Annotated in this window: 26 protein-coding genes and 1 pseudogene; 9 read left to right on the top strand and 18 right to left on the bottom strand. The window is 51.4% G+C overall.

All coding sequences use genetic code 11. From position 1 onward, the window contains the following. Window positions 1–62: 62 nt before the first annotated feature. Entirely contained in the window at window positions 63–1,472 is a 1,410-nt protein-coding gene (gene glnA, locus HU143_RS21830) for a glutamate--ammonia ligase (protein ID WP_001271699.1), read from the bottom strand. A 375-nt stretch (window positions 1,473–1,847) separates the two neighbouring features. Here glnA and typA point away from each other — a divergent pair, with 375 nt between their 5' ends. Beyond that, window positions 1,848–3,671: a ribosome-dependent GTPase TypA gene (gene typA / locus HU143_RS21825; protein WP_000572064.1), complete on the top strand. Its 1,824-nt coding sequence runs from the start codon at window positions 1,848–1,850 to the stop codon at window positions 3,669–3,671. A gap of 54 nt (window positions 3,672–3,725) precedes the next feature. Here typA and HU143_RS21820 read toward each other — a convergent pair whose 3' ends face one another. The 14 genes and pseudogenes from HU143_RS21820 to yihU all read right to left on the bottom strand — a co-directional run bounded on the left by HU143_RS21820 (window position 3,726) and on the right by yihU (window position 19,125). Continuing rightward, entirely contained in the window at window positions 3,726–4,460 is a 735-nt protein-coding gene (locus HU143_RS21820; protein WP_001270588.1) for a Cof-type HAD-IIB family hydrolase, read from the bottom strand. Continuing rightward, a complete protein-coding gene (locus HU143_RS21815) occupies window positions 4,445–5,323 on the bottom strand; it encodes an STM4011 family radical SAM protein (protein WP_023227069.1) in 879 nt (292 codons plus the stop codon). The genes HU143_RS21820 and HU143_RS21815 overlap by 16 nt, the downstream gene beginning before the upstream one ends. Beyond that, window positions 5,320–6,561, bottom strand: coding sequence for an STM4012 family radical SAM protein (locus HU143_RS21810; RefSeq protein WP_001062071.1), 1,242 nt, complete (start codon window positions 6,559–6,561; stop codon window positions 5,320–5,322). Before HU143_RS21810 ends, HU143_RS21815 begins: the two co-directional genes overlap by 4 nt. 1 nt (window position 6,562) lies before the next feature. Next, entirely contained in the window at window positions 6,563–7,438 is an 876-nt protein-coding gene (locus tag HU143_RS21805) for an STM4013/SEN3800 family hydrolase (protein ID WP_023227070.1), read from the bottom strand. Beyond that, a complete protein-coding gene (locus HU143_RS21800; protein WP_077909981.1) occupies window positions 7,431–8,456 on the bottom strand; it encodes an STM4014 family protein in 1,026 nt (341 codons plus the stop codon). Before HU143_RS21800 ends, HU143_RS21805 begins: the two co-directional genes overlap by 8 nt. Before the next feature lie 12 nt (window positions 8,457–8,468). After that, window positions 8,469–9,318: pseudogene (locus tag HU143_RS21795) on the bottom strand (STM4015 family protein). 156 nt (window positions 9,319–9,474) lie between these two features. Then, complete coding sequence (gene ompL / locus HU143_RS21790; RefSeq protein WP_000838828.1) at window positions 9,475–10,167, bottom strand: porin OmpL; 693 nt, start codon at window positions 10,165–10,167, stop codon at window positions 9,475–9,477. Between the two features lie 67 nt (window positions 10,168–10,234). Continuing rightward, window positions 10,235–11,656: an MFS transporter gene (locus HU143_RS21785; protein WP_000064897.1), complete on the bottom strand. Its 1,422-nt coding sequence runs from the start codon at window positions 11,654–11,656 to the stop codon at window positions 10,235–10,237. A 45-nt stretch (window positions 11,657–11,701) separates the two neighbouring features. Beyond that, entirely contained in the window at window positions 11,702–13,084 is a 1,383-nt protein-coding gene (locus HU143_RS21780) for an MFS transporter (RefSeq protein WP_000084250.1), read from the bottom strand. 45 nt (window positions 13,085–13,129) lie between these two features. Next, the gene (locus HU143_RS21775) at window positions 13,130–15,166 is read right to left on the bottom strand and encodes an alpha-glucosidase (protein WP_001087045.1); all 2,037 of its coding nucleotides are present in this window, start codon (window positions 15,164–15,166) and stop codon (window positions 13,130–13,132) included. A gap of 43 nt (window positions 15,167–15,209) precedes the next feature. Continuing rightward, window positions 15,210–16,067, bottom strand: a complete 858-nt coding sequence (locus HU143_RS21770; RefSeq protein ID WP_023227072.1) for an aldose-1-epimerase — start codon at window positions 16,065–16,067, stop codon at window positions 15,210–15,212. A gap of 3 nt (window positions 16,068–16,070) precedes the next feature. Beyond that, window positions 16,071–17,312: a sulfoquinovose isomerase gene (yihS, locus tag HU143_RS21765; RefSeq protein ID WP_023227073.1), complete on the bottom strand. Its 1,242-nt coding sequence runs from the start codon at window positions 17,310–17,312 to the stop codon at window positions 16,071–16,073. Window positions 17,313–17,327: 15 nt separating this feature from the next. Further along, complete coding sequence (yihT, locus tag HU143_RS21760; RefSeq protein WP_023227074.1) at window positions 17,328–18,206, bottom strand: sulfofructosephosphate aldolase; 879 nt, start codon at window positions 18,204–18,206, stop codon at window positions 17,328–17,330. A gap of 22 nt (window positions 18,207–18,228) precedes the next feature. Continuing rightward, a complete protein-coding gene (gene yihU, locus HU143_RS21755) occupies window positions 18,229–19,125 on the bottom strand; it encodes a sulfolactaldehyde 3-reductase (protein ID WP_000268248.1) in 897 nt (298 codons plus the stop codon). A 164-nt stretch (window positions 19,126–19,289) separates the two neighbouring features. Between yihU and HU143_RS21750 the strand changes: the two genes are divergently transcribed. The 6 genes from HU143_RS21750 to fabY all read left to right on the top strand — a co-directional run bounded on the left by HU143_RS21750 (window position 19,290) and on the right by fabY (window position 24,099). Continuing rightward, window positions 19,290–20,186 (top strand): sugar kinase, encoded by an 897-nt coding sequence (locus tag HU143_RS21750; RefSeq protein ID WP_023227075.1) that lies wholly within the window; start codon window positions 19,290–19,292, stop codon window positions 20,184–20,186. Window positions 20,187–20,219: 33 nt separating this feature from the next. Further along, window positions 20,220–21,023 carry a DeoR/GlpR family DNA-binding transcription regulator gene (locus tag HU143_RS21745; protein ID WP_000059689.1) on the top strand — a complete coding sequence of 268 codons (804 nt, stop codon included), beginning with the start codon at window positions 20,220–20,222 and terminating at the stop codon, window positions 21,021–21,023. Window positions 21,024–21,213: 190 nt separating this feature from the next. Continuing rightward, entirely contained in the window at window positions 21,214–21,813 is a 600-nt protein-coding gene (gene yihX, locus HU143_RS21740) for a glucose-1-phosphatase (protein ID WP_023227076.1), read from the top strand. Continuing rightward, a complete protein-coding gene (locus HU143_RS21735) occupies window positions 21,807–22,679 on the top strand; it encodes a virulence factor BrkB family protein (protein WP_000921423.1) in 873 nt (290 codons plus the stop codon). Before yihX ends, HU143_RS21735 begins: the two co-directional genes overlap by 7 nt. Then, on the top strand, window positions 22,676–23,113 hold the full coding sequence (dtd, locus tag HU143_RS21730) for a D-aminoacyl-tRNA deacylase (RefSeq protein ID WP_000560969.1): 438 nt from the start codon (window positions 22,676–22,678) through the stop codon (window positions 23,111–23,113). The genes HU143_RS21735 and dtd overlap by 4 nt, the downstream gene beginning before the upstream one ends. A gap of 44 nt (window positions 23,114–23,157) precedes the next feature. Next, window positions 23,158–24,099, top strand: coding sequence for a fatty acid biosynthesis protein FabY (fabY, locus tag HU143_RS21725; RefSeq protein ID WP_001518251.1), 942 nt, complete (start codon window positions 23,158–23,160; stop codon window positions 24,097–24,099). A 14-nt stretch (window positions 24,100–24,113) separates the two neighbouring features. Here fabY and HU143_RS21720 read toward each other — a convergent pair whose 3' ends face one another. The 3 genes from HU143_RS21720 to HU143_RS21710 all read right to left on the bottom strand — a co-directional run bounded on the left by HU143_RS21720 (window position 24,114) and on the right by HU143_RS21710 (window position 25,883). After that, window positions 24,114–24,560 (bottom strand): helix-turn-helix domain-containing protein, encoded by a 447-nt coding sequence (locus HU143_RS21720; RefSeq protein ID WP_001259009.1) that lies wholly within the window; start codon window positions 24,558–24,560, stop codon window positions 24,114–24,116. Beyond that, window positions 24,557–24,868, bottom strand: coding sequence for a type II toxin-antitoxin system HigB family toxin (locus tag HU143_RS21715; protein WP_000558165.1), 312 nt, complete (start codon window positions 24,866–24,868; stop codon window positions 24,557–24,559). Before HU143_RS21715 ends, HU143_RS21720 begins: the two co-directional genes overlap by 4 nt. An 85-nt stretch (window positions 24,869–24,953) precedes the next feature. Then, entirely contained in the window at window positions 24,954–25,883 is a 930-nt protein-coding gene (locus tag HU143_RS21710; RefSeq protein ID WP_001162861.1) for an alpha/beta hydrolase, read from the bottom strand. A 204-nt stretch (window positions 25,884–26,087) separates the two neighbouring features. Between HU143_RS21710 and HU143_RS21705 the strand changes: the two genes are divergently transcribed. Together HU143_RS21705 and HU143_RS21700 are read left to right on the top strand one after the other, a co-directional pair. After that, complete coding sequence (locus HU143_RS21705; protein WP_001523745.1) at window positions 26,088–26,330, top strand: CopG family transcriptional regulator; 243 nt, start codon at window positions 26,088–26,090, stop codon at window positions 26,328–26,330. After that, window positions 26,330–26,704, top strand: a complete 375-nt coding sequence (locus HU143_RS21700; RefSeq protein WP_000238494.1) for a type II toxin-antitoxin system VapC family toxin — start codon at window positions 26,330–26,332, stop codon at window positions 26,702–26,704. The genes HU143_RS21705 and HU143_RS21700 overlap by 1 nt, the downstream gene beginning before the upstream one ends. Window positions 26,705–26,727: the final 23 nt, after the last annotated feature.

The raw sequence follows: 26,727 nt of genomic DNA, 5'->3' as shown, positions 1-26,727 counted from the left end.
TGGGGATGTGCTCAGTTGCCGCCTTGCAGCAACGCGAAATTTGTCGGATTTTTAATATACGATTAAACGCTGTAGTACAGCTCAAACTCTACCGGGTGCGGGGTCATACGCACGCGGTCATCTTCTTCGCGACGCAGCGCAATATACGCATCGATCGCTTCATCCGTGAACACGCCGCCTGCTTTCAGGAACTCGCGGTCCAGGTCCAGCGCGTTCAGCGCTTCTTCCAGAGAACCCGCTACCTGTGGGATCTCTTTCGCTTCTTCCGGCGGCAGGTCATACAGGTTTTTGTCCATGGCTTCGCCCGGGTGAATCTTATTCTTAATCCCGTCCAGACCGGCCATCAGCAGGGCGGCAAAGCACAGATACGGGTTAGCCGCCGGGTCCGGGAAGCGAACTTCGATACGGCGCGCTTTCGGAGACGCCACCACCGGAATACGGATGGAGGCGGAACGGTTACGGGCGGAGTAGGCCAGCATCACCGGCGCTTCGTAACCCGGGACCAGACGCTTGTAGGAGTTGGTGGTCGGGTTCGCCAGGGCGTTGATGGCTTTGGCGTGTTTGATGACGCCGCCGATGTAGTACAGCGCTTGTTCAGACAGGCCGGCATATTTGTCGCCAGAGAACAGGTTGGTGCCGTTCTTCGCCAGCGACATGTGGCAGTGCATACCGGAACCGTTATCGCCGAACATCGGTTTTGGCATAAAGGTCGCGGTCTTACCGAAGCGGTGAGCCACGTTATGCACGACATATTTGTAAATCTGAATTTCGTCGGCTTTTTTGGTCATGGTGTTAAAGCGGGTCGCCACTTCGTTCTGACCTGCGGTCGCTACTTCGTGGTGGTGCGCTTCAACGACCAGGCCCATCTGCTCCATGACCAGACACATTTCAGAACGGATATCCTGCGCGGAGTCAACTGGCGGAACCGGGAAATAACCGCCTTTCACGCCCGGACGATGGCCTTTGTTGCCGCCTTCGTACTTGGTAGAGGAGTTCCAGGCGCCTTCAATATCGTCAATCGCCACATGTGAGCCGGAGATAGATGCGCCGAAGCGGATGTCGTCGAACAGGAAGAATTCAGGTTCCGGCCCAAACAGGACGGTATCGGCGATACCGGTCGCGCGCAGGTAGTCTTCCGCACGTTTTGCGATGGAACGTGGGTCACGGTCATAACCTTGCAGAGTGCCAGGCTCCAGGATGTCGCAACGGATAATCAGGGTAGAGTCCGCGAAGAACGGGTCAATCACTGCGGTGGATGCGTCTGGCATCAGCACCATGTCGGATTCGTTAATGCCTTTCCAGCCGCCGATAGAGGAGCCGTCAAACATTTTGCCTTCTTCAAAGAATTCGGCATTTACCTGATGAGCAGGAATCGTGACGTGCTGTTCTTTGCCTTTGGTATCGGTGAAGCGCAGATCGACAAACTTCACTTCGTGCTCGTTCAGCATCGTCAAAACGTGTTCAGCGGACATACTTGTACTCTCCCGGATTGGTCATGGTCGGTCGTCGTGGTAACGAGATCTTCAATTCTGCTGGCCGTGTCGCCGTAAAAATATAAAGCGAAATCTGTGCCAACTTTCACATTGCCCCCAAAAGGCGTTATCATGCGCACCATCGTGCAAAAAGGCTGCACCACGGTGACTATGTTGCACCAAAATAGTGCTTTAATGTGAACATTAAGCACCACATTGGTGCAATAGAACGCAAGCCACCCTTTTAACGCTCCGTGAAAGCGATCACAAAGAGACTCTGCAATACTTGTTTGCGGAGGATGTTTGTGATCCTGTTTTGTAGTGCGATTAATCCGTGTACAATAACGCGCTATTTCTAATGCCTGAGGCAAAGTTGTGATCGAAAATTTGCGTAACATCGCCATCATCGCGCACGTTGACCATGGTAAAACTACCCTGGTTGATAAGCTGCTCCAGCAATCCGGTACGTTCGACGCGCGTGCCGAAACTCAAGAGCGAGTGATGGACTCCAACGATTTGGAGAAAGAGCGTGGTATTACTATCCTCGCTAAAAACACCGCTATTAAATGGAATGATTACCGTATCAACATCGTTGATACTCCCGGGCACGCTGACTTCGGTGGTGAAGTAGAGCGCGTCATGTCCATGGTTGACTCTGTGCTGCTGGTGGTTGACGCATTTGACGGCCCGATGCCGCAAACGCGCTTCGTGACCAAAAAAGCCTTTGCTCATGGCCTGAAACCTATTGTGGTTATCAACAAGGTTGACCGTCCTGGCGCGCGCCCTGACTGGGTTGTTGACCAGGTATTCGACCTGTTTGTTAACCTCGACGCGACCGACGAACAGCTGGACTTCCCGATCATCTACGCTTCGGCGCTGAACGGTATCGCGGGTCTGGACCACGAAGATATGGCGGAAGACATGACCCCGCTGTATCAGGCGATCGTTGATCATGTTCCGGCGCCGGACGTTGACCTCGATGGTCCGTTGCAGATGCAGATCTCCCAGCTGGACTACAACAACTACGTTGGCGTTATCGGCATCGGCCGTATCAAACGCGGCAAAGTGAAGCCGAACCAGCAGGTCACTATCATCGATAGTGAAGGGAAAACCCGTAACGCGAAAGTAGGTAAAGTGCTGACGCATCTGGGTTTGGAGCGTATCGACAGCGATATCGCCGAAGCGGGCGATATCATTGCGATCACCGGTCTGGGCGAGCTGAACATTTCCGACACCATCTGCGACCCGCAGAACGTTGAAGCGCTGCCGGCGCTGTCCGTTGATGAGCCGACCGTGTCTATGTTCTTCTGCGTTAACACCTCGCCGTTCTGCGGTAAAGAAGGTAAGTTTGTGACTTCTCGTCAGATTCTTGACCGTCTGAACAAAGAGCTGGTGCATAACGTGGCGCTGCGCGTTGAAGAAACCGAAGATGCGGATGCGTTCCGTGTATCCGGTCGTGGCGAACTGCACCTGTCCGTGCTGATTGAAAATATGCGTCGTGAAGGTTTCGAACTGGCGGTTTCCCGTCCGAAAGTTATCTTCCGTGAAATCGACGGTCGTAAACAAGAGCCGTACGAAAACGTGACGCTGGACGTCGAAGAGCAGCACCAGGGGTCTGTCATGCAGGCGCTGGGCGAGCGTAAAGGCGACCTGAAAAACATGAATCCGGACGGTAAAGGCCGCGTACGTCTCGACTACGTGATCCCAAGCCGTGGGCTGATTGGTTTCCGTTCAGAATTCATGACCATGACTTCCGGTACGGGTCTGCTGTACTCCACCTTCAGCCATTACGACGATATTCGTCCGGGTGAAGTGGGCCAGCGTCAGAACGGCGTACTGATCTCCAACGGTCAGGGTAAAGCGGTGGCGTTTGCGCTGTTCGGTTTGCAGGATCGCGGTAAGCTGTTCCTGGGTCACGGTGCGGAAGTTTATGAAGGCCAGATTATTGGTATTCACAGTCGCTCCAACGACCTGACGGTAAACTGCCTGACCGGTAAGAAACTGACCAACATGCGTGCGTCTGGTACGGATGAAGCGGTGATTCTGGTTCCGCCAATTAAAATGAGCCTTGAGCAAGCGCTGGAGTTCATTGATGACGACGAACTGGTAGAAGTCACCCCAACCTCTATCCGTATCCGTAAACGTCACCTGACGGAAAACGATCGCCGCCGTGCGAACCGTGGTCAGAAAGAAGAGTAATTAACGCTCTTACGGATAAAAACCCTGCCGAAATGAAAACTCGGCGGGGTTTTTTTATTCACGTTGAGAAAGGGATAAGGTTGCCAAAAAATCAGCAATCGCTGGCGTATTATGCCGACCAATGACGCTATCCGCATAAACCTTTGCCCGGGCGCTGGCATTCCCCATCGCGACGCCCAATCCGGCTAAACGTAGCATTTCCGCATCGTTATCATTATCGCCAAACGCCATCACTTCGCGCATTGCGATATGCTGTTGCTGTGCATATCTGGCGAGGCTTTGCCCTTTGCTGCACCCCTTCTGGAGAATATCCAGTTGATGATGCCAGGACCAGGTACAGCTTAGCTGTAATTCATGCTGTATAAACTCAGCAATATGTTGTAGTTGTTTTATGTGCCGATGAACGACGCTGATTTGCCAGATATTTTCCCTACTGCTTAACTCATCAGCCTGAAAGATTATTTTATCATCAGCACGAATTGTCGGTTTAAGCGGATATACCCGCGCCAGTATTTTTTCCGTTTGTAAGTGCGTCAGCGGCAGCGGATCAAGGATCTGCTGTTGAGCCGGTTGATAAATATAACTTCCGTTACAACAGATCATCGGTTCGGTGAGCGCCAGCGTTTGATAATACGCATAGGCTTCACGATGAGAGCGACCGGTGACAAGCATTATTCGGCAGCCCATGTCCTGCATCTGACGGATGGCGGTTAGCGACTCTGGCAGAATTTGTTTATTACGGTTTAGCAGCGTTCCATCAAGATCAAAAGCGATTAAACGATATCGCATGAGCGTCCGATCCTAAAACAGCGTGAGGCATCCAGGTGATTCAGCAATGGAATATCGAGACGGTGCTGATAAGCGAGAAAACAGTGGCATTGTTTTGCCTGGCAGGCGGGAGAATTAAGACGTTGCTGATATAAATTACCCATTTTAATTTTGCTGATATGACAAGCAAAAAGATCGCCTTCTGCGTCCATAAAAATACTTTTTCTTCCTGCGGTACAGATATCCAGCTGCGCTGGCCACTGCTGCGTTTCAACCACATACAGCGGATCGAGTTCGCTGAAGGCGATGGTTTCCTCAACGGTATGCCGGGTATTGGCACACTCGTTGGCGTTAAACCAAAAATAATTCTGGTCAGGCAACTGCTGGCGTAGCCAACGAAACTGGGCGATATCTTTCATACTGGCGACAGCCCCCGCGCACCAGGTTATTCCGGCGGCAGAGAGCGCTAAACACTGCTGGAGAAAGCGCTCAGCGGTAATTTGTGAGGGATGAAAAGAACACCATAACCGAAGCTTTGAGATATCTCCGCCGCCGGCACGAAATGATTCCAGCAATGACATTAACGAAAAAGAGGCGTTAGTTTGTATGCCGACCGCCTGAACATGAGGATAGCGGCTAATTTCTGCCAACGCCGCCATGTAATAACGCAAGCGTAGCGCCTCGCCATAAGGCGTAATCATCACATTCAACGGCGTACCTAAAAGAGGCAAATGGTCAACCATGCGCCATAGCGCGGCTTCGTCGCGTTTTTTATCGTTGCGGGCGTGTTTATGGAACGGGCAATAGCCGCAATGATAATTACACGATTTAAGATAGCCGCGATAAAACAGCGTGTGAATATCGCGCAGGGCGGGGGCGCTCATCTCTGCCGATTCTCCCGTAGCATCACCTCAGGCGAAACGAACACAGGAGCAAGGCAATCGGATAATGCCATACCGGTCTCCGTTAGCCGGAGGCGACTGCCATTCTGATAGCAGTAACCCTGCCGTATGAAGCGTTCAAGGTCGGGGAAATCCCTTAGCGCATCGCTGGCAAAATATTGCTGATAATCGCTAAGAGAAAGTCCCTGCCAGAAAAATAGATTTTTAATGATAAAGCGGCGTTTCATTTCATCAGGGGGAAGCAGATAACCGTGATTAATGACGGTTTTATCCGGGCTGTCGATAAACGCCTGAATGATTTTTCGTGATGTTTGCAGGTTCGACGACCACGGTGAACAGTAATGCAGATTGCCAAGATAACTTCTGCCGCCCGCGCCGAGCGCCAGTGAGTTTTCAAATCCGCAGCTTTCCGCCGCGGCGGATGGCGCTGGATTAAGGACGAAACGGCGCATGGACGTTTGGGTGTAGCCCGCGTTGCGTAAAAGATCGCGGGCTAAAACGTAGTAGCTATGCATATTTTCCTGGCGAGGCATATTATAAAGCGGATAAAGGAACAGCTCTTCCGGTTGATAAACGAGCGCCTGATGTAACGATTCCGTCAGGCTTGCGTGAGTCTGGCCGGGAATGCCATAAATAATATCAATATTGAGTGATGGAAAATGACCCGCCTTTAGCCATTCCAGCGCCTGGTGCGCGCTGGCGGCATTGTGGCGGCGGTGCAGCGTATGTAACTCGCTATCATGAAAACTTTGTACGCCAATACTGACGCGATTAACGGAAAAGGCGTTTAATAGCGCTACTTTTTCTGCCGTGGTATCCGTAGGGGAAGTTTCAATCGTTTTATAAATATTCCAGTCAACATTGAGCACATCAAAGACGGAAAAAAATAACTTCTCTAATTGCGCAATATTTAATAGCAGAGGTGTGCCGCCGCCTACGGTAAAGCTTGCCCAGTGGGCGGGCGCCAGCGCCATTTGTCGGCCCTGGGTAATAATCGCGTCGATATAGCTATCAATGAACGTATTATCTGCGCCAGTGCAGGTAAATAAATTACAGAACCCGCAGCGACTTTGACAAAAGGGCATATGAACATACAGATGTGTGTCGTGCTCGTAAATCCGCGGTTTTACTTCGCTAAAGCTGACGTTCTCCACCTCCCGATAAGCCGTCTTATGCGGATAACTGTACATATACTGACGATAAATATCATTGTTATTCATATTAATGATTACAGCTCAGCAAGAAATGCATATAGGGAACGGTATTAACGATCGGATGATTAAAACTATGGAAATATTTCCCGTCTTCGCCATAGCAGGTACCGTGATCGGAGCAGACAATAACGAACGTTTCGCCGCCGGTTTGGCGGAAAATGTTTAGTAATCCGTCGATGCGGGCGTCGATATAGCGTAGCGCGGCGGCATGGGTCTCAACGGTATCGCCAGGGGCCGCGCCCTCAACGTAAAAATGGTTAGGGTAATGAATCGTGTCGATATTGATATACATCATGACCGGTTGGCTGCCAGCACGTTCGGCCATGATTTTCTGGATATAATGGATCTGGTTATCCATACTTTCTTTAACCGTACAGGCAAAGCGTGGATGCCAGTAACTCTCTTTAAACATCGACGGGAACACTTTTCCCATGCCGGAGCGGTTATTAAAGAAAGAGACGCCGCCAATACAGATGGTCTGGTAGCCTTTATTTTCCAGACTTTTTATCCATGTTGCGTCTTCAAAGGCAAATGCATTTTTCGGGCCTTTACGACCAAGTCCGATATCTTTTGGGAAAAACAGCATGGTCTGATTAACGGTATCATCAATAGGTTTTGGCATAAAACCTGAAAACATGGCGTGATGCGAAGGCCAGGTAAAATTACCGGCCGCCTCGCATTTCGTCCATTGTCCATAATGATTAAGGTTGGGCGTATTTCCGGCGGTTTGTTCCTGAAGCGCAATGTCGTAGCGTAACGAGTCCAGCACAATAAAAAGAATATGAGCGTTATTACTAATTAGCGCATTCATATCGAATTCGCCATCGCCTGTGTCAATCGACGCGTGCAGCGAGACGGGGACTTCATCCATTGAATTATACATTTTGCTTCCTCATGGCCCGGATTTGCGCCTGATAAATTAGATTATTCTGCTGCGCATCCTGATAAATCAAATCACCCTGGCCATTAATTTCAATAATATACGGCGTCAGGCTGGTGGTAAGTAAAACATCAATACCCGCTAAGCGAATGCCAGGGAAAAGTCGCATGGCATTTTGACAGAGCGTATCGATCTCAGTCACTTTTGCGGCAGATAACTCCAGACTTTCGAAGCAGTAAGCCTGGTTTTGCAGATGTAAGTTAGTAATGGGCTGCGAGGAGGTTCTGACCACTCGCCAGATAATTTCGCCATCCAGGCAGACGATGCGTAAATCATAGGTTTTATGCTTTACGCTGGCTTTGGGCAGCCACTGTTCGACGAGGTTTTCCTGCTGAAGAACGCCATCAATAATGAGCTGGATATCTTCTTTCTGACGATACTGTTGGATTTTTTTGCTGTTAAATAGCTGTTGTCCTGATATGGCAATCGCGCTGTAAAGCACCTGCTTTATGCCATCAGGGTGGCGGCGCAAAGCGATAACGCCCGCCGCGCCAGAACCCAGCGAGGGCTTAATGAACACGCTGGCGACCCTTTTTTCCTCCATGATGGCGGTGAGCTGTACAAAACTTTTTACGTCTTCCGCTACCAACGGCGGCGTGGGGATGCCGTGTTCCAGTAAGCGCCGCTTGCAGCGTTTTTTATCCAACAGGTGAATGAGGCCCGCCGGATGGTTAAGCCAGGTGACGCCAGGACGCGCCGCCATGTTCTGCAAAAAATGGATATAGTCCAGACCGATCGCGTTTATTTTGCGGATGTCTGTTTCACTGTGTACTGGCGGGTCGATTTTAACGATGCCAGAGGTCAGCGAAGCGTCCAGCGCGTGCGGATGAGTCAGCGCCGTGACGGGTTCCCCAAGTACGGCGGCAGCCTGCATAAAATAATGCGTGCGCTTGCTCTGATGGGGGCCAATGAGCGTAATCACAATAAATCCCTTTATCGTTGAGTAGGGGAATGTGCACATTCCCCTACACAATCACTCGGTGTACATCGCATTCATATAAATATCGCCATCGTAATCATCAGGCTCCAGAGCTTCTGAAAGATTCAGGTTTATCGGCAGTGTGGCTTTTAGCTTTTCCTGCATCTCCTGCGTCAAATAGTGGTGGTGGAGATCGAGTGTTTCCAGATGCGCAATTCGGTCTTTATGCTCCAGCAGCGCCTCTGCGCCGTTGTCCGTTAAGGTACCGCATGAGAGTTCCAGCACGTTAAGCTGCGGCAGGATATTACTTTCCAGCACCCGGCGGACGATATCATCCTGCTCTTCGCTGTTCATCAACCCCAGATGGGTGAGCTGAGGGAAAAGATCTTTCGATGCCAGCGCCATCACGTCATCCAGCGAACCGTCAAAACCGTATTCCTCTACGCCCAGGAAGAGCTTCAGCATTTTTAATGCAGGGAGCTGCGCATTTTGTAGTTCGGCAAGTACGTTAGAAGGGATGCCGCCGGAAATGATTTCCAGGTGCTCCAGTTTCTCATGATGTATAGCGCCCAGTCGCAGATCCGACGCGCCTTTAATAATCAGTTCCTTCAGATCGGGTAACGCCGCATAGAGCCTGGAATAGTCACCTTGTTTAATCCAGGAGATCTCGCAGTCTTCGCTCTCCATATCACCGATAAACAGTGATTCCAGGTGAGCAAAGCGGGGGGGCGTTCTCCACAATCATATCAATAATAGGCTGGCAGGTTTCGTCTTCCCAACAATCACCCCAGTTACCAATGGTCAGTGAGCGAAGCTTTGGCAGATCTTCATCGGTTAAAATCAAATTAATGAGCTGTTCCTGGGTTAATTCATTGTCCCAATCAATATTAAATCGCTTATTCATTTGTTTCCCTTCTCTATAAGCATGAATATGGTAAAACGCTTTGCGAATATTATCATGGCGCTTAGGGGCGGGATATCGGGAGTCTGATTCAGGATGAATGAGCGGGCAGAACAACTACCCGCTGTGATGCAGATTCGGAAAATAGAGGCGATAATATCAGAAGAAATACTTCGCCCCGATACGAATCTGGTTTTGCTCTCTATGGTAGGGGCCCACGTTACGATCTAACCAGCGTAATTCAAAGTAGGGCAACCAGTGTTCATTGATACGATAACGGAAGGTATTAGTGATTTCCCAATGATGCTTCGTACCATTACTACTATTAAAATCATTAACGTTATAAAAATAGTGTGGTTCAAAGGTATAAGAAAACTTATCGGTAATGATAAAATTCCAATAGTTACCGATTTCATAGCTGTCATTATTATCCAGTTCGCCATTCAAATCGGTTGAACTATAATTATTGTGATTATATCGGTTACGTACCGTAAGATTAAACCACGGGGTAAATTTATAGTTAACATCCAGATAGACGGCGCCGCCGGAACCAATGCTTTTGTCGTTTATTAACCCGCCAGGCTGGATGGTTAATTTATCTGTAGGTTTAAATAATGGATACCAGCCCTCAATCTCATTATAACCGTGCTTTAATTCATCATCACGCTGTAGCGTATAGGTATTGGTCAACATAATTCCGGCCCCCATATCGGAGTTATAGCCGACGCGCAGCATAAACTCCATTTGGTCAGACGCCAGGTTATAGGCCTCACGGTTTTCTACATAAGCGCCAGCAAAAACAGAGGTGGATATTACTGAAGTTAATATCACTAGAGTATTCAGAGATTTCATAATAAATCCATTTTTCAAATATAGGGAAGCCGCCATCCATCGGGATGGATAAAGCGGCAAGCGTCGTTTAATTATTTACAGTAGAAATACTTTGTTTATTATTAGTCGCGACAATTTGATTACCTGTTTTCTTTCGTTGGGCAATTTCCTCGATAATAAAAGCGAAACGTTGTTCATTGAGCTTATAAAAAAAGCCCATCGTTAGTGCTGCGATAATGGCAAGACCGCAAGGCCATAAAAAAATGAGCTGACGCAAACCAAGCAACGTGGTGTCACTTTGAGCTATGTTGGGGATATAACCGATTTGCGTCAGCATAATACCTGGCAAAAAGCCAGCAAGCGCAGCGGAAATTTTGCGGGAAAAGGTATAACCCGTATACACCGAGCCTTCAGCGCGAATACCCGTTTTCCATTCACCGTAGTCAACCGTATCCGGAACCAGTGCCCAGTTCAGGCTGTTGACGAAAGCGGTACCGAAGAAGGCGATACAAGAGAAAATAACAAACAGGAATGACGTTCCACCCCAGATAAAATTCAGGATATCTCCAACGGCCCACAATATCAGACCACCAAGATAAACCTGTTTTTTCCCGAAGCGTTTTACCGCAGCAGGTACTAATAAAACACCAATCAGGATACAGCCCATGCTGAAAAAACCCATCCATGACAACAAATGAATATCGTTCAGCACGTACTGAGTGTAATAAACCTGAATGGCCAGCTTAATATTAAAGGCGGCCAGCGTGCACAAATTGGCGACGCAGAGCACCAGCAGCGGCGGATTACGAAAAATCGCGCAGAAGGATTTCAATATGCTGGGTTTATGCGTGTCAGGTACGGTTTCGATATACCGTTCTTTCACCCCGCTAAAGCACCACCACATGCTGAACAGCCCGCAGACCGAAAAGATGACTGCTGCAATCAGATAACCCAGCGAAGGGGAACGGGTAAACAGCGCCTGAATGGGCATAAAACCTACGGTACAAAGAAGAAGGCCAATGGTAGCGCCGCCTTGTCGCCATGCGGCGAGCTGGGCGCGCTCATGCGGATTTTTGGTAATAGCGGGTACCATCGCGCCGTATGAGCAGTTCATCAGGCTGTAGAACAGACCGAACAACATAAACAGCACCGTCGCGAAGGCTGTTTTAACGGGTAAAGTAAAGTGAGTGGCAAAGAATTGCGCAGTAGCAACCAGAGCGACTGGAAATGACGCATACAGAATAAAAGGCCGAAACTTTCCTTTTGTGCCAATATTACGGCGTGAGTCCAGCAATACGCCGGTGAGCATATCGGTAAAAGCGGTGAAGAATTTCGCCACCAGAAAGATAATTCCACCGTAATATGCAGGCATCCCGAGTTCATCGGTATAAAACTTCAGTAGATACAGCGTACCGATACACAGCATCAGATTTGAGCCGAAATCGCCCACGCCATAGGCGCATTTTTCCCGCAGGCTCAACTTTAGCGTTAGCGGATCATGATTAGACATAATCGCCTCTCAAAACGCCCCGCAGGGCGTTATATTTTATTGTTGTTAAACCGTATGTTTCCGGGCCTCAATCTCTTCCACAATTCGCACGTACATCTTCTCGTTGAGGTTGTAGAAACAGCCCATCGCAATAATGGTGATGACCGCCAGCACGCAAGGATAAATAAAGATCAACTGGCGTAGGCCTTCGACGGTGCCTGCCGATTGCACCACATTCGGGATATAACCGATTTGCGTCAGCATCCAGCCGGGGAAGAACCCTGCCAGCGCCTGGGAGACCTTACGGAAGAAAGTGAAGCCGGTGTAAACCGTCCCTTCCGAGCGGACGCCGGTGCGCCATTCACCGTACTCCACCGTGTCGGAAACCAGCGCCCAGTTCAGGCTGTTGACGAAGGCGGAACCGAAGAACGCCAGGCAGGAGAAGGCGACAAAACTGACCGAGCCGCCGCCAAAGAAGTAGTTGAGCAGATCGCCCGCCACCCATATTAACAGCCCGCCGATATAGACTTTCTTCTTGCCAAAACGCCTGACTGCGCCGGGCATCAAAAAGACGCCGATAAAAATACAGCCCATGCTAAAGAAGCCCATCCAGGAGAGGAGGATCGGGTCGTTAAGAACGTACTGGGTGTAATAAACCTGAATCGCCAGTTTGACGTTGAAGGCGCCGAGAGTACAAAGGTTGGCGATACACAGAATAAACAGCGGACGGTTACCGGCGATGGCGCGGAACGACTGCAATAATCCAGGCTTTTGCGCGTTATCGACAGGTTTCACTTCGACGTAGCGCTCTTTAACGCCGGCGTAGCACAGCCACATAAATAGCAGGCCAAACAATGAAAATAGCGTGGCGGCGAAAATATAGCTGAGTTGGGCATTGCCTTCGATCAGGTTCATGACCGGCACAAAGCCAACGGTACACAGCAGCAGGCCGAGAGTGGCGCCGCCCTGACGCCACGCGGCAAGCGAGGCGCGTTCATCCGGGTTCTTGGTAATCGCGGGCACCATCGCGCCATACGAGCAGTTCATCATGCTGAAGACCAGCCCGTACAGCATAAACAGCATCGTTGCGACGACGGTTTTTCCCGTCACCTCAAACGGTGTGCCGACAAAGTTAGCAATCGCCAGTAGCGTTACCGGAAATGCCGCGTAAAGCACGAACGGGCGGAATTTGCCCTTCGGACCAATTTTACGCCGCGAGTCGAGCATAATGCCGGTACCCATATCGGTAAATGCGGTAAAAAATTTGGCGATCAGGAAAATGATCCCGCCGTAAGTCCCTGGTAAACCCAGCACATCGGTATAAAATTTGAGTAAATAGAGGGTCCCGATATCTAACAGGATATTGGAACCTAAATCCCCCAGTCCATAGGCAAGTTTTTCTTTAAACGGCAAGCGTAGGGTTGCCGGATTCGATGATGTTTGACTCATTATTCTTCTCCATCTGCCCGCAGGTTTCCCTGCGGGCGAGCCGTATTAGATATTCCGTAAAGAAGCAAAAAGTGAAGCCCACTCGCTCTTCGCGCGATAGAAGACCGGCGGCTTGCCAATGGGCGCATCCACGGTAATTTCACCGCCGTGGTGAACTTCGCCGGTCCAGATATTCACCCAGTGATCTTCCGGCAGGTACAGCGTCCAGTCGCAACGCCCCTGCTCGTGAACCGGCGCGACCAGCAGATCCTGACCGAGCAGATATTGATATTTCAGGGTGTAGGTTGCGGCATCGTTCTCGTAATGCAGGAATAGCGGACGCATGACCGGCAGACCGGTAGCCGCGTTTTGCGCCACCGCCTGCTTGAGATACGGTTTCAGCGTGGTAAAGACGGTGGTCATGCGGGCAAAGTGGGCAATAGTTTCCGCGTCGCCGTCGAACTGCCAGTTATCGCCGGGGCGGTTGCCTTCATGGGTGCGCATCATCGGCGTAAAGGCGCTGAAATCGCACCAGCGCAGCAGCAACTCTTTGCTGCGTTTCATGTCAAACAGGGTGGTGTAGCCGCCGATATCGCTGTGATGCAGACCATGGCCGGTCATCGCCAGCGACAATGCCGCAGGCACTACAGAGGCCAGACCATCATCAAGGCTCCAGTCAACGTTCTGGTCGCCTGCCCACATCATGGTGGAATATTTCTGACTGCCGGTGTAACCCGCACGCATAAAGAACAGGATCTCGCCGAGCTTGCCGGTCTCCTGTAGCGCTTCGTAGTTACATTTCGCCCACAGCGCAGGCCAGGCGTTATGCATGATCTCGGCGCTGACGCCGTTGTGCAGATACGTGTCGGTCGGCAGATATTCGCCGAAATCCGCCATCCAGCCGCTGCAGCCGAGCGCGATCATGTTCTTTTTGATGACGTCTTTGAACCAGTCGTAAGCTTCAGGATTGGTCAGATCGACCACGCCGCCATAGAATTCGCCAAACTCGACCAGATAGTCGCCGCCCGTGGCGTCTTTCGCCAGGTAGCCGTGTTTCGCCGCCTCGGCGCAGAGGTCTTTATCACTGGCGACGTATGGGTTGATATAAGAGAGGAACTGGACGCCTTCTTCTTTCCACTGTTTGATACGGCTATCCAGCTGTGGATAGTTGTCGCTATTCCACTTCCAGTTCCACATCACGCGTTTGCCAAAGGAGGTCATGCGAATGCCGGACCAGTCCTGCGCCCAAATACCGTTCACTTTTACGCCTGCGTTGCGCATGGTATCCAGTTTTTGCTGGCAAACTTCCGTACCGCCCTGAATGCCTAGCGTGACGCCGTCGTAAACCCAGTCCGGCAGCTCCGGCTGGCGACCTAACAGCGCAGTCAGTTTTTCCAGCAGGGCGATGTAGGTGTCGGCACACTCAAAACGTAGCGTAGTTTTATCTTCCCACAGCGCCAGTTCGTGATACTCCGGCGCGCTGAAGTCGAAATTCATATAGCAGCTATTATCGACGTGGCAGTAATACTTCTGCGTGCTGACAAAGGTCGGTTGCGGGAAGAAGGTCCAGTAATAGTCGCCGCCGGCGTTCTCTTTACAGTCTGCCTGCCAGGTGACATAGCTGGTTTTATTACGGCCAACGCCCTGTTCGCTGGTCCACAGCGGGAACGGCTTGCCGCGCAAATCGAAATAAGAGAACTGTTCGCCGCAGCCGTAGATATGGTCGTCTGGATTAGCTGCGAGGCGTAACCAGATACGGTTATGGTGCAGGTCGTCGTTTTGCAGATCCAGCTGCAGGCGTCCCGCCTCATCGGTGGAGATGCGAAGGGTGGCGCTAATTGTTGCGCCACGGCTGAATTGTACCAGCCAGCCGTCAGGTAGCTCGCTGACGGTGGCCTCCGTTAATGCAATCTTTTCGTTAAGTTTGTCTTTGATGCTAAAGTTGCCGCGAAACATGTCAATGTCGGCAACGCCCGCGCCAATCCACAGACAGGGATTTTCGGTGCTGTGGCGTAAAATCAGGCGCTGTTGCCAGCTAAGCGCAAAACCATCCTGTGATGTTGTCAGTTCAAAATCGGTTGACCGTTGTGGTAGAGAATTCATTGTAATCTCCGTGAATGTAGGGTAATTCGGTAATCCATTTGGGCTAGTCGCAGCCGATGGAAAAATGCAGTTGATGGATCGCTTTTGGGGCAAGATGAATCAGTGCGATCCCGGAATTAAATGCATCGGGCGGGCAGCTCATAGGCTCTACCGCGAGACCTTTTCGGCTGAGTTTTTCGCCGGTATAGATCTGTAACCAGGGCTGGGTGCTGCGTAAAAATGTGGACATGTTCTGCGTTGGGCTGGTAAGTCTGACCTCCCACTCAGCCGGGGTAGTCGCGGTCTTAACCGCATGATCAAGGCGCGTTTCGCCGAGCAGGCATGATGCGGAAAAATCCCTGCCTGCGGGCAATTCTTCGCTTGCAGGCAGTGTTAATACACAGCTATCGATGCTTTGCAGATTACAAGTCAAATAAGGATGCGCGCCCGCGCCATAAGGGGCTGATTCATCGCCAATGTTTTGCGTACGAATCAATACGCGCAGCCCACTGGCGGCATCTAACCGATAAATCACTTCCGATATCAACGCAAAGGGATAGCCGTAAGAGGGCGGCAGAAAAATCGTTAGCGACGCTTCCGTCGCCGACTGATAATTAATCTGCCAGTCTCGCCAGGCTAACAGACCGTGAATGGCGGTCTGCGAAACCGGGTCGTTAACGGCAAGCTGGAAAACCTTGCCGTTATAGGAGTAGCAGCCATTTGTCACGCGATTGGGCCAGGGAATCAATACTTTCCCCAGATGCGCCATGGGTATTTCTTCCGGTTTATGCGGGATGACCACATGGCGTCCATGATGGGTCAGTTCCGCCAGACCTGCGCCAACCGTGACGATTTTCGCCTGGTAATGGCCCGCATTAAGCTGAATAGTTTTTCCACCGCTGTGCATGGCTGCCATCCTCATGACCTATTTCGCGTTGATATCCAGGAGACCCGCCGCGACCGCTGGAGCCAGGCCCGGCGCCAATGGCAGACGAGGAATGACCAGGCAGTGCAGCAGATGGTAAATATCTTGCTTGCCGTCCCACACTTTGGTGGTCACTTTGTTATCGGCGTCCAGCTCTTGCCACCAGGAACCATTTTCATAGTCCATCAGGTACTTAATGCAGTAGTCCCACCATTTCTGATACCACTCTTCATACTGGCTATCGCTCGTCAGGGTGTAGAGGGCGTAGGCCGTACCCATCGCTTCCACAATCGGCCAGCGCACGCGTTCACGTACGATAGGTTTACCGTCCCAGTCGACTGAGTAGACAAAGCCGTCTGCGCCATCTGGCGCCCAGGCGTCGCGGATAGTGGCATGGAACAGACCTTTCGCATCCTCCAACAGCCAGGCGGGCGGCGTTTCGAAGCGGGCCTCCAGCGCAGCATGGAGATGGAGCATCAGACGGCCCCACTCAATCCAGTGACCTGGCGTACCGCCGTAGGCGCGGAAACGGTGGGCAGGATTATCTTTGTTGTAGTCGCGGATAGGGTTCCACTGTGAATCGAAGTGTTCATTGACGCGGTAATCACCGTTGCGCGCCACATCATGAATAATTACCGACGCGATACGCAGCGCGCGATCCAGCCATTTTTTGTCATGGGTAACGTCATAAACAATCAGGAACGCTTCGACGGCGTGCATATTGGCGTTGCCGCCACGGTAGTCTTCGGTTTTGCTGAAGGCTTCATCCCAGGACTCCAGGCACATCTGCTCTTCTTCACTCCAGAAGTATTTCTCAATCACTTCTATGGTGTAATCCAGCAATTTCCTGGCTTCAGGATGCCCGGTCGTGACGGCGCTGGCCGCGCCCAGCAGGGCGAAGAAGTGTTGATAACCCTGTTTAGAGGCATCCACCACGCCCTGATCGTTAACGCAGGCATACCAGCCGCCGTATTTTTTATCGCGCAGCGCGCCGTTCAGGGCTTTGATGCCGTGATCGACCAGATCATAAGCGCCCGGTCGGCCCATCGACGCCGCCACGGAATAAACGTGCAGCATACGCGCCGTGATCCAAAGATGGGTGCCCATCTCTTCTTTAATTTGCCCTTTATTTCCCAGCCAGCCGAAACCTGTCGGCACCACGGCGTTTTTACCGAAATTAAAGATGCGGTCGGTTTCCTGCTCCAGCCAGCGGTTGTGGCTCAACGTGTTAAACCATTTCATTCTTTCATCCTCGTATTAACGACGTTTCGCCATCATTTCATCGACGATCTCGCCCAGGCGTTGCAACTTAGGCGCAGAAACATCACGTAGCATCAGCTCGGTATCCGGTAAACCAATTACTGATGACCAGACCGCGCGTCCCGCCAGGAACCCGGATGCGCCAGCTTCCATGGCGACCCTGACTGCGCGAGGGAACAGTTTTTCGTCCACACCGGAGGAGAGGATGACCCACGGCATATTGATATGCCCATTCAGGCGTTGTGAGGCGGTAAGAAGATCGGAACGTGTGCCTTTGCCGTAGAGCGGCATTTCAACTTTGTAAAGATCGGCGCCGCTGTCGCCCAGCTCTTTGGCCGCATCGATAATCGCCTGCTCGCGATCGAACTTGTCGCCGCAGCGCGGCGGACGTACAACCGGTTCGATAATGCTCAGCAAACCATTGGAGTGACATAATTCATTGAATTCTTTGACCATATCCAGACGCTGCTGCGCGTCTTCGTCGCTGCGCCACAGCACCAACAGTTTTAAGGCTTTCGCGCCATCCCGTTTTACCGCCTGCGCATTAATTTTTTTATCAATGATCACGTTATCAACGGGAATACCGTTGCCCGGGATGAAATCATCCGCCGCGACGATCATGGCGCAGCTTTTAGCGACCGCGTTTTGTTCTACGGCCTGGCGATAACAGAACTGCTGATCCAGCAGAACGGCAGAGGCATACGGGGAAAGAATTTTCGCCGCATTCACTTTGAAATCCGTCAGCACGCTATCGGCAACGGGTGTTTTCGCACCAGCAGCAGCAAACATTAAACGCATCGCCTCGCGCTGATCGACAGCCAGCATGGCAAACCCGCCGGACGCTCGCGTAATGTCTTTGATGGTGTAGTTGTTCATTCAATTTTCCTTTATGCAGTCGTTACTTTTTTACGTTGGCGGTCAGCCCGGCGCTGATGCGCACCTGTTCCAGGATGGCGCTCCAGTCTTCCCGACCGCGGCCTGCGGCCCGCGCCAGGTTATAAACTTCACGGGAGGCGGCGCCGAGCGGCATCGGGACGTGCAGTTGATTGGCGACATCCAACGCGATGCCAAGATCTTTGTGCGCCAGATCGATCATGAAGGCGGGAGACAGATCCCCTTTCATCACTTTATTCGGCCAGGTGGTGGTGAAATGCCCTTTGCCTGCGGCAGTGCCGCTCATCACTTTTAAAGCCACGTCGAAGGAAAGCCCCAGCGCTTCACACAGCACGGCGGCTTCGGCGGAGAGCGCATTTAGCGCAATACTCATGTAGTTGTTGATCAGTTTTACGCGAATACCCATTCCCGGGCCGCCGGTGTTGACCAGCTCATTACCCATCGCCATCAGAACAGGGGTAGCGCGCTCTACTTGCTCCGCCGTACCGCCTGCCAGCAGCAACAATGTGCCGGTAATCGCGTTGTCGGATGTCCGGCCTACCGGCACATCCATCATGCTGAACCCTTTGCTCTGCATGTCGGCAATCAGCTTATCGGTTTGCAACGGATGAATAGTGGACATATCAATGACCAGCGCTTCACGGGAAAGGGTTTCACAAACGCCTTGCTCGCCAAACAAAACGGAACGAACCAGATCGCCGTTCGGGAGCATGGTGATAACAAATTCAGCGCCGATGGTTGCCTGAGCCGGGCTGCTTGCAGGTTGCGCGCCTTTGTCTACCAGACGCTGTACGGCGTCGGGATTAACATCGAAGACGCTGAGTTGATGGCCCTGCTTTAGCAGATTGCTCGCCATAGGGGAGCCCATCTGTCCCAACCCGATAAATGCTATAACTGCCATATCGTTCTCCTGAACACGGTGGTGTCATTTTTTGTCATTAATGAGCCTTTTTCTGTCTGTTTGTGATCGTATTTGTAATTTATAGTCAAAAAATTGACAGCCGTCACTTTTTAAACATTTCGTGAAATTAAAATGAGCACATCGAAAATGCTTGAGGAATGACCATGGTTCGTATTGCTTGTGTAGGTATTACCGTGATGGATCGCATCTATTACGTGGAAGGATTACCGACAGAAGGGGGTAAATATGTGGCGAAGCGCTATACGGAAGTGGGCGGCGGGCCTGCGGCGACCGCTGCCGTGGCTGCGGCGAAATTGGGCGCGCAGGTGGACTTTATTGGCCGTGTGGGCGATGACGACACCGGAAACAGCCTGCTGACGGAAATGGAATCCCTGGGGGTAAATACCCGTTATACCCGCCGCTACACGCAGGCCATGTCGTCGCAGTCAGCGATTATGGTGGATGCCAAAGGAGAGCGGATTATCGTTAATTATCCCAGCCCGGATTTATTACCTGACGCCGACTGGCTTAACGACATCGATTTTTCGCAGTGGGATGTGGTGTTGGCGGATGTGCGCTGGCATGACGGCGCAAAACAGGCGTTTACGCTGGCGCGTCAGGCTGGCGTCATGACTGTTCTTGATGGCGATATTACGCCGCAGGATATTAGCGAGCTGGTGGCGTTAAGCGACCACGCCGCCTTCTCCGAGCCAGGGCTGGCACGCCTGACGGGGATGAGCGAAGCCATTGATGCGCTAAAAAAAGCACAAATGCTCACAAATGGACATGTCTATGTCACGCGAGGCAGTGAAGGCTGCAACTGGTTGGAAAAAGCGGCGGTACGCCACCAACCGGGTTTTACCGTGGAGGTAGTGGATACTACCGGCGCGGGCGATGTTTTTCATGGCGCACTGGCATTTGGCCTGGCAAGCGGATACGCCATCGAAGAGGCTGTCAGATTCGCCAGCGGCGTTGCCGCGCTGAAGTGTACGCGCCCGGGTGGCCGGGCGGGTATCCCTGATTGTGAGCAAACCCGATCTTTCTTGTCACTTTTTGTATAATATGAGCAGTAGGAAGCTTTTAGAGGAATGCTCATGAGTCTTACCGAACTGACCGGTAATCCGCGACACGATCGGCTGTTAATGCTTATTGATGAGCGCGGCTATATGAATATCGATGAGTTAGCCAGTTTGTTGGAGGTCTCTACCCAGACGGTTCGCCGCGATATTCGTAAATTAAGCGAGCAGGGGCTGATTACGCGTCATCACGGCGGCGCTGGCAGAGCGTCCAGTGTGGTCAATACCGCCTTTGAGCAGCGAGAGATCTCTTGGACGCAAGAGAAAAAAGCCATTGCGGAAGCCGTGGCTGACTATATTCCGGATGGCTCCACGATATTTATCACGATTGGAACGACGGTTGAGCAGGTGGCGCGCGCGCTGCTCAACCATAATCATCTGCGCATTATCACCAATAGCCTGCGCGTCGCGCACATTCTTTATAATAACCCTCGCTTTGAAGTGATGGTGCCTGGCGGCACGCTGCGCCCGCATAATAGCGGCATTATCGGGCCATCCGCGGCGGCGTTTGTCGCGGGGTTCCGGGCGGACTATCTCGTCACCAGCGTAGGCGCGATAGAGAGCGATGGCGCGTTACTGGAGTTTGATGTCAACGAAGCCAGCGTAGTGAAAACCATGATGGCTCACTCGCGACATATTCTGCTGGCCGCCGATCATACGAAATACCATGCTTCTGCGGCGGTTGAGATCGGCAATGTGTCACAGATTACCGCTCTGTTTACGGACGAGTATCCCGGTCCGGCATTACAGAATTTACTTCAATCCCAGCAAATCGAAGTGGTTCAGGTGAGTCCTTCGCTGGACGACGCCGTTTCAGCGTGACAAGCGCCCTTGCGCCGGAGGGTCGCGTCAGCGCTTTATCCGGCCAGTAAAACGGCGCTGTGATGCAGGCGATATTGGGCATCGTCTGCGTTTCTATTGTCTTTTTGTTAATTGATTTATAAAGGGATACATAGTCAAACTTCTCCTTTCCCGCTACAGTTATTCATCCCCGGTTAGCAAGGAGAATGACATGCTCTACATCTTTGATTTAGGTAATGTGATTGTCGACATCGACTTTAACCGCGTATTAGGTGTGTGGAGCGATCTGAGTCGAGTACCGCTGGCTTCGCTGAAGCAAAAATTTACGATGGGCGAGACTTTTCACCAACATGAACGCGGTGAGATAACGGACGAAGCGTTTGCTGAAGCTTTCTGTCATGAAATGGCGTTATCGCTCAGTTATGAACAATTCGCGCACGGCTGGCAGGCGGTATTTGTCGGATTACGGCCCGAAGTGATTGCTATCATGCATAAACTGCGCGAGCAGAGGCATCGCGTGGTGGTGTTATCCAATACTAACCGACTGCATACCCACTTCTGGCCGGAGGAATACCCGGAGGTGCGCGCTGCCGCCGACCATATCTATTTATCGCAGGATTTGGGAATGCGTAAGCCGGAAGCGCGTATTTATCAGCACGTCCTGCAGAAAGAAGGTTTTTCCGCTGCCGATGCGGTCTTTTTCGACGACAATGCCGATAATATAGAAGGGGCCAACCAGTTGGGGATCACCAGCATTCTGGTGAAGGATAAAGCCACCATCCCTGACTATTTCGCGAAGCTGTTATGCTAAAAACCGTTCACCAAAAAGCTGGACGCCATACGCGCCCTGTTCGGGCCTGGCTCAAGCTATTATGGCAGCGTATCGATGAGGATAATATGACGACTCTGGCGGGAAACCTCGCCTATGTCTCATTACTCTCCTTAGTACCGCTTATTGCCGTCGTTTTTGCCCTTTTCGCTGCTTTTCCGATGTTTTCTGATGTCAGCATTCAGTTACGCCATTTTATTTTTGCTAACTTTATGCCAGCCACTGGAGACGTGATTCAGCGCTATATTGAGCAGTTTGTCGCTAACTCCAACAAAATGACGGCGGTGGGCGCCTGTGGACTGATTGTGACGGCATTGCTGTTGATGTACGCCATTGATAGCGCCTTAAACACTATCTGGCGCAGCAAACGCACACGCCCAAAAGTGTACTCTTTTGCGGTGTACTGGATGATCCTCACGCTCGGCCCGCTTCTCGCCGGTGCCAGTCTGGCGATCAGCTCCTATCTGCTTTCTTTACGCTGGGCCAGCGATCTGAATACGGTCATCGACAATGTATTGCGCATCCTTCCGCTGCTGCTCTCGTGGATCTCATTCTGGTTACTTTACAGTATTGTCCCAACAACTCGCGTACCGAACCGTGACGCCCTTGTCGGCGCGTTTGTCGCAGCGTTGCTGTTCGAGGCCGGAAAGAAAGGTTTCGCGCTTTATATCACCATGTTCCCGTCATATCAGCTCATTTATGGCGTCTTGGCAGTGATCCCTATCCTGTTTGTCTGGGTATACTGGACCTGGTGTATAGTCTTGCTTGGCGCAGAAATAACTGTCACTCTCGGGGAATACCGAAAACTCAAACAAGCCGCAGAACAAGAAGAAGCTGACCAACCATGATTGCATTAATTCAACGCGTAACCCGTGCCAGCGTCACCGTGGAGGATGAGGTGACGGGTGAAATCGGCCCAGGACTTTTGGTGTTATTGGGTGTCGAAAAAGAAGATGACGAACAAAAAGCGAATCGTCTGTGCGAGCGCGTGCTGGGGTACCGTATCTTCAGCGATGCTGACGGCAAGATGAATCTGAATGTACAACAGGCTGGCGGCAGCGTGCTGGTGGTGTCGCAGTTTACGCTGGCGGCAGATACCGAGCGCGGTATGCGACCAAGCTTTTCTGGCGGGGCTGCGCCGGATCGCGCGCAGGCGCTTTATGAATATTTTGTCGAACGCTGCCGCCAGCAGGCGATAAACACGCAAACCGGACGCTTCGCTGCCGATATGCAGGTTGAGCTGGTTAATGACGGTCCCGTGACATTCTGGCTCCAGGTATGAGTCAGCTTCCGGCGTGGCCGCGGATAACAAGAGAGAGTACGGCTATGTATCACCTTCGAGTTCCGCAAACAGAAGAAGAATTAGAACGTTACTACCAGTTTCGCTGGGAGATGCTGCGTAAACCGCTGCACCAGCCGAAAGGGTCGGAACGGGATGGCTGGGATGCGTTGGCGCACCATCAAATGGTGGTGGACGAAGAAGGAAACTTAGTTGCAGTGGGCCGCCTGTATATCAATGCAGATAACGAGGCGTCTATTCGTTTTATGGCTGTACATCCCTCGGTACAGGATAAAGGGCTGGGGACATTAATGGCGATGACCCTGGAGTCTGTCGCCCGCCAGGAAGGCGTTAAGCGCGTCACCTGCAGCGCGCGCGAAGATGCGGTTGAGTTCTTTGCCAAACTCGGATTTGTCAATCAGGGGGAGATTACTACGCCCACAACCACGCCAATCCGCCATTTTCTGATGATTAAACCGGTAGCATCGCTGGATGATATCCTGCATCGCGGCGACTGGTGCGGGCAGCTTCAGCAGGCCTGGTATGAGCACATTCCATTGAGTGAAAAGATGGGGGTGCGCATTCAGCAGTACACCGGGCAAAAATTTATCACCACGATGCCGGAAACCGGTAATCAAAATCCGCATCACACGGTGTTTGCCGGCAGCCTGTTCTCCCTGGCGACGCTGACCGGATGGGGACTTATCTGGCTGATGCTCCGTGAACGTCACTTGGGCGGGACGATTATTCTTGCTGACGCCCATATTCGCTACAGTAAACCCATTAGCGGAAAGCCAAACGCCGTGGCTGATTTGGGGTCGCTAAGCGGTGATTTGGACAGGCTGGCGCGGGGTAAAAAAGCGCGTGTCCAGTTGCAGGTTGAACTGTTGGGCGGTGAGACCGCAGGGGCAATTTTCGAAGGCATTTATATCGTACTACCTGCGAAACCGTTCGGCCCGTATGAAGAGGGCGGGAATGAGGAGGAGTAGCTGGACATCTCCAACTACTCGATGAAGGCATCCGCTGGTAGTTTAAAGCGTTGTGTAAGCGCTTTAATATGATTAACCGTTAGTGCTCTGCGGCCATTTAAGATGTTGCTGACGTTCGATTTAGAACCAAGTTCGTTGGCAAGATCTGCTGCTTTGAGACCGTATTGATCCATGAGCGTTCGCAATACTGAAACGCCAGGGGGCGTTTTCTCCAGGTGTTGGTTGAGTGCTTTGAATTCCGGCGCATGTTTTTCGTATTCACTGATTCGGGCACAGAGCAATTCAAATAGTGGGTTTTCAAGATCGTCGTGGTCGACCAGAAACTCCACTAGCGCTAGTGCCCTGCGATACTCATTGTCATTTCGGTCTTCCCCCATCAGTGGGACGCTTTTTACCGCATCGCTGAAGGTATCAACGATCTTTTTTGCGCTGGTTGCATCCATCTGACGATGAGTTCTCATTCTTCATTACCCCGATAATATGCGGTCAGTTTGTCATATTCGGCATGGGAAACGATATGTTTCACAAATATCTTATGTAACCTGAAATCTATGTAGGAAATGAGTCTCAGGCTGTTACCAGAAACATCAATCACCCACCATTTATCTCTGTACTTAAAATTATCCAGTGAAGGAATATACCGCTTCATCTCTTCAGGCTGAGTGAATGTTTTTTTCTCCAGAACATTCAGCAACTCAGTGAGGGCAAGCTCATGGTTTGGATACATGAGCATCGCTTCATTGAACGGTTTTCGGCTGATAACATGCACAATGTAGTTCCATTACAAAGTTTTCAACCTGAAAACAATTTAGCGCAACGTTATCCAGTTTTCAAGTTGAAAACAAAATTGAATTTTAGGTCATTTTGCCTGTTGATGGACTTACAACACGCCAGGCCACATCTCGCATGGCGCTTCGTGCCGCCTGGCTCACGCCTCCGAGCTGGAAAAACCCGTGGATAACGCCGAGATAGCGCAGGCAAGTGCATTCCACACCCTGTTCCTGGAACCGTTGATACAGGGCCTCGCCCTCATCGCGCAGTGGGTCGAATTCGGCAGTAATGATGTGCGTGGATGGCAGACCGGCGAAGTCCTCACGCCAGAGCGGACTGGCTTCAGGATGCAGTGGATCGGTTCGCGGCATATACATCTCGTAGCCTGAAAGCAGCGTGTCACGCGTGATAATGTAATCCAGCCCATTACAGGTGTAGCTCGCAAACCTGGCGGTTGCGTCCAGCATGGGGTAGATCAGAATCAGCTGTGCAGGTTGCCATTGACGGGCGGCTTTCAGGCGTAGCGCGGTGACCAGCGCCAGATGCCCACCCGCGCTGTCACCGGCAAGCGTAATGTTCTCGCGATCTATCCCCAGTTTCTGGGCATATTTCCAGATAGTATTAGCTCCGGTTTCGGCATCGTTATGTGCGGCCGGGAAGGTGTGCTCTGGTGCAAGTCGGTACTGCGCCGCAATCACGCGACAACGGCTGTAAAAAGCTAACTGTCTTAACTGGTTATCGTGAGTGGCAAAACCGCCGCTGACAAAGCAGCCACCATGATAATAAATGATGCAGGGTAATTTCCCTGTGGCATTGAGCGGCGAAACCACGCGAAACGTCATGGCATTGAGTTCAATATCTTCAACCTGGACGCGGGTTTCAGTTTCTCCTGCCAGTGTCGTGCTGGCGATGTAGCCCGCCCTCCGGTCATCAATATTCTGTTCGCGAGAAGAGGGGCGTCCCGCCGCGATAAATTCCTCCACTAACTGCGCAATCCCGCTTTCCAGTGCCATTTTTCATTGCCTTTATCTGTATGGATATACAGTTTTATAACTCGATTTGGTACGAATGAAAATGGGAAAATTGGGCTGCGTACGATTCTGGAAAGCGGCTCGCAAAAATAAAAATCGCTCGCGTAATAACTATTTTCTCGTCAGTCTCAGGTGTATGTTGTTTGAAAAATAAGCGCAAATGATATACTGGAGGTATATGTGAGTATGATGGCTGGGATGGATATGGGCAGAATTTTACTCGATTTATCAGATGATGTGATTAAACGGCTTGACGATCTCAAGGTGCAACGCAACCTACCTCGTGCAGAACTCTTGCGGGAGGCCGTTGAGCAGTATCTGGAAAGACAGGATCGGGCTGAGACCACAATTTCGAAAGCATTGGGGCTCTGGCAAGGCTGTGAGGAAGATGGCGTTGAATACCAACGTAAACTTCGTGAGGAATGGTAATGGTCAAAGGGTCTGCGCTTTTTGATACCAATATCCTCATCGACCTGTTTAGCGGTCGAATTGAAGCGAAACATGCGCTGGAAGCGTATCCGCCACAGAATGCGATTAGCCTTATCACATGGATGGAAGTGATGGTGGGTGCTAAGAAATATCATCAGGAAAACCGCACGCGCATTGCATTAAGTGCGTTCAATATTATTGGCGTAACACAGGAAATCGCGGAGCGAAGCGTCATTGTCAGGCAGGAGTATGGCATGAAACTCCCGGATGCGATCATTCTGGCCACTGCACAAGTCCATCGTTGTGAGCTTGTGACGCGTAATACAAAAGACTTTGCCGATATTCCGGGAGTGATCACGCCGTATCACTTGTAGACCGGACGGCAAACTTCGCCCGG

It is taken from the genome of Salmonella sp. SJTUF14076 (assembly GCF_015534835.1).
GTDB classification, from domain to species: domain Bacteria; phylum Pseudomonadota; class Gammaproteobacteria; order Enterobacterales; family Enterobacteriaceae; genus Salmonella; species Salmonella enterica.
This window is presented reverse-complemented; position numbering and strand designations above follow the sequence as displayed.

Coding starts and splice junctions, on each gene's coding strand:
- glnA (WP_001271699.1), bottom strand. CDS start 1,472: ATGTCCGCTGAACACGTTTTGACGATGCTGAACGAGCACGAAGTGAAG.
- HU143_RS21820 (WP_001270588.1), bottom strand. CDS start 4,460: ATGCGATATCGTTTAATCGCTTTTGATCTTGATGGAACGCTGCTAAAC.
- HU143_RS21815 (WP_023227069.1), bottom strand. CDS start 5,323: ATGAGCGCCCCCGCCCTGCGCGATATTCACACGCTGTTTTATCGCGGC.
- HU143_RS21810 (WP_001062071.1), bottom strand. CDS start 6,561: ATGAATAACAATGATATTTATCGTCAGTATATGTACAGTTATCCGCAT.
- HU143_RS21805 (WP_023227070.1), bottom strand. CDS start 7,438: ATGTATAATTCAATGGATGAAGTCCCCGTCTCGCTGCACGCGTCGATT.
- HU143_RS21800 (WP_077909981.1), bottom strand. CDS start 8,456: ATGTGCACATTCCCCTACTCAACGATAAAGGGATTTATTGTGATTACG.
- ompL (WP_000838828.1), bottom strand. CDS start 10,167: ATGAAATCTCTGAATACTCTAGTGATATTAACTTCAGTAATATCCACC.
- HU143_RS21785 (WP_000064897.1), bottom strand. CDS start 11,656: ATGTCTAATCATGATCCGCTAACGCTAAAGTTGAGCCTGCGGGAAAAA.
- HU143_RS21780 (WP_000084250.1), bottom strand. CDS start 13,084: ATGAGTCAAACATCATCGAATCCGGCAACCCTACGCTTGCCGTTTAAA.
- HU143_RS21775 (WP_001087045.1), bottom strand. CDS start 15,166: ATGAATTCTCTACCACAACGGTCAACCGATTTTGAACTGACAACATCA.
- HU143_RS21770 (WP_023227072.1), bottom strand. CDS start 16,067: ATGAGGATGGCAGCCATGCACAGCGGTGGAAAAACTATTCAGCTTAAT.
- yihS (WP_023227073.1), bottom strand. CDS start 17,312: ATGAAATGGTTTAACACGTTGAGCCACAACCGCTGGCTGGAGCAGGAA.
- yihT (WP_023227074.1), bottom strand. CDS start 18,206: ATGAACAACTACACCATCAAAGACATTACGCGAGCGTCCGGCGGGTTT.
- yihU (WP_000268248.1), bottom strand. CDS start 19,125: ATGGCAGTTATAGCATTTATCGGGTTGGGACAGATGGGCTCCCCTATG.
- HU143_RS21750 (WP_023227075.1), top strand. CDS start 19,290: ATGGTTCGTATTGCTTGTGTAGGTATTACCGTGATGGATCGCATCTAT.
- HU143_RS21745 (WP_000059689.1), top strand. CDS start 20,220: ATGAGTCTTACCGAACTGACCGGTAATCCGCGACACGATCGGCTGTTA.
- yihX (WP_023227076.1), top strand. CDS start 21,214: ATGCTCTACATCTTTGATTTAGGTAATGTGATTGTCGACATCGACTTT.
- HU143_RS21735 (WP_000921423.1), top strand. CDS start 21,807: ATGCTAAAAACCGTTCACCAAAAAGCTGGACGCCATACGCGCCCTGTT.
- dtd (WP_000560969.1), top strand. CDS start 22,676: ATGATTGCATTAATTCAACGCGTAACCCGTGCCAGCGTCACCGTGGAG.
- fabY (WP_001518251.1), top strand. CDS start 23,158: ATGTATCACCTTCGAGTTCCGCAAACAGAAGAAGAATTAGAACGTTAC.
- HU143_RS21720 (WP_001259009.1), bottom strand. CDS start 24,560: ATGAGAACTCATCGTCAGATGGATGCAACCAGCGCAAAAAAGATCGTT.
- HU143_RS21710 (WP_001162861.1), bottom strand. CDS start 25,883: ATGGCACTGGAAAGCGGGATTGCGCAGTTAGTGGAGGAATTTATCGCG.
- HU143_RS21705 (WP_001523745.1), top strand. CDS start 26,088: ATGATGGCTGGGATGGATATGGGCAGAATTTTACTCGATTTATCAGAT.
- HU143_RS21700 (WP_000238494.1), top strand. CDS start 26,330: ATGGTCAAAGGGTCTGCGCTTTTTGATACCAATATCCTCATCGACCTG.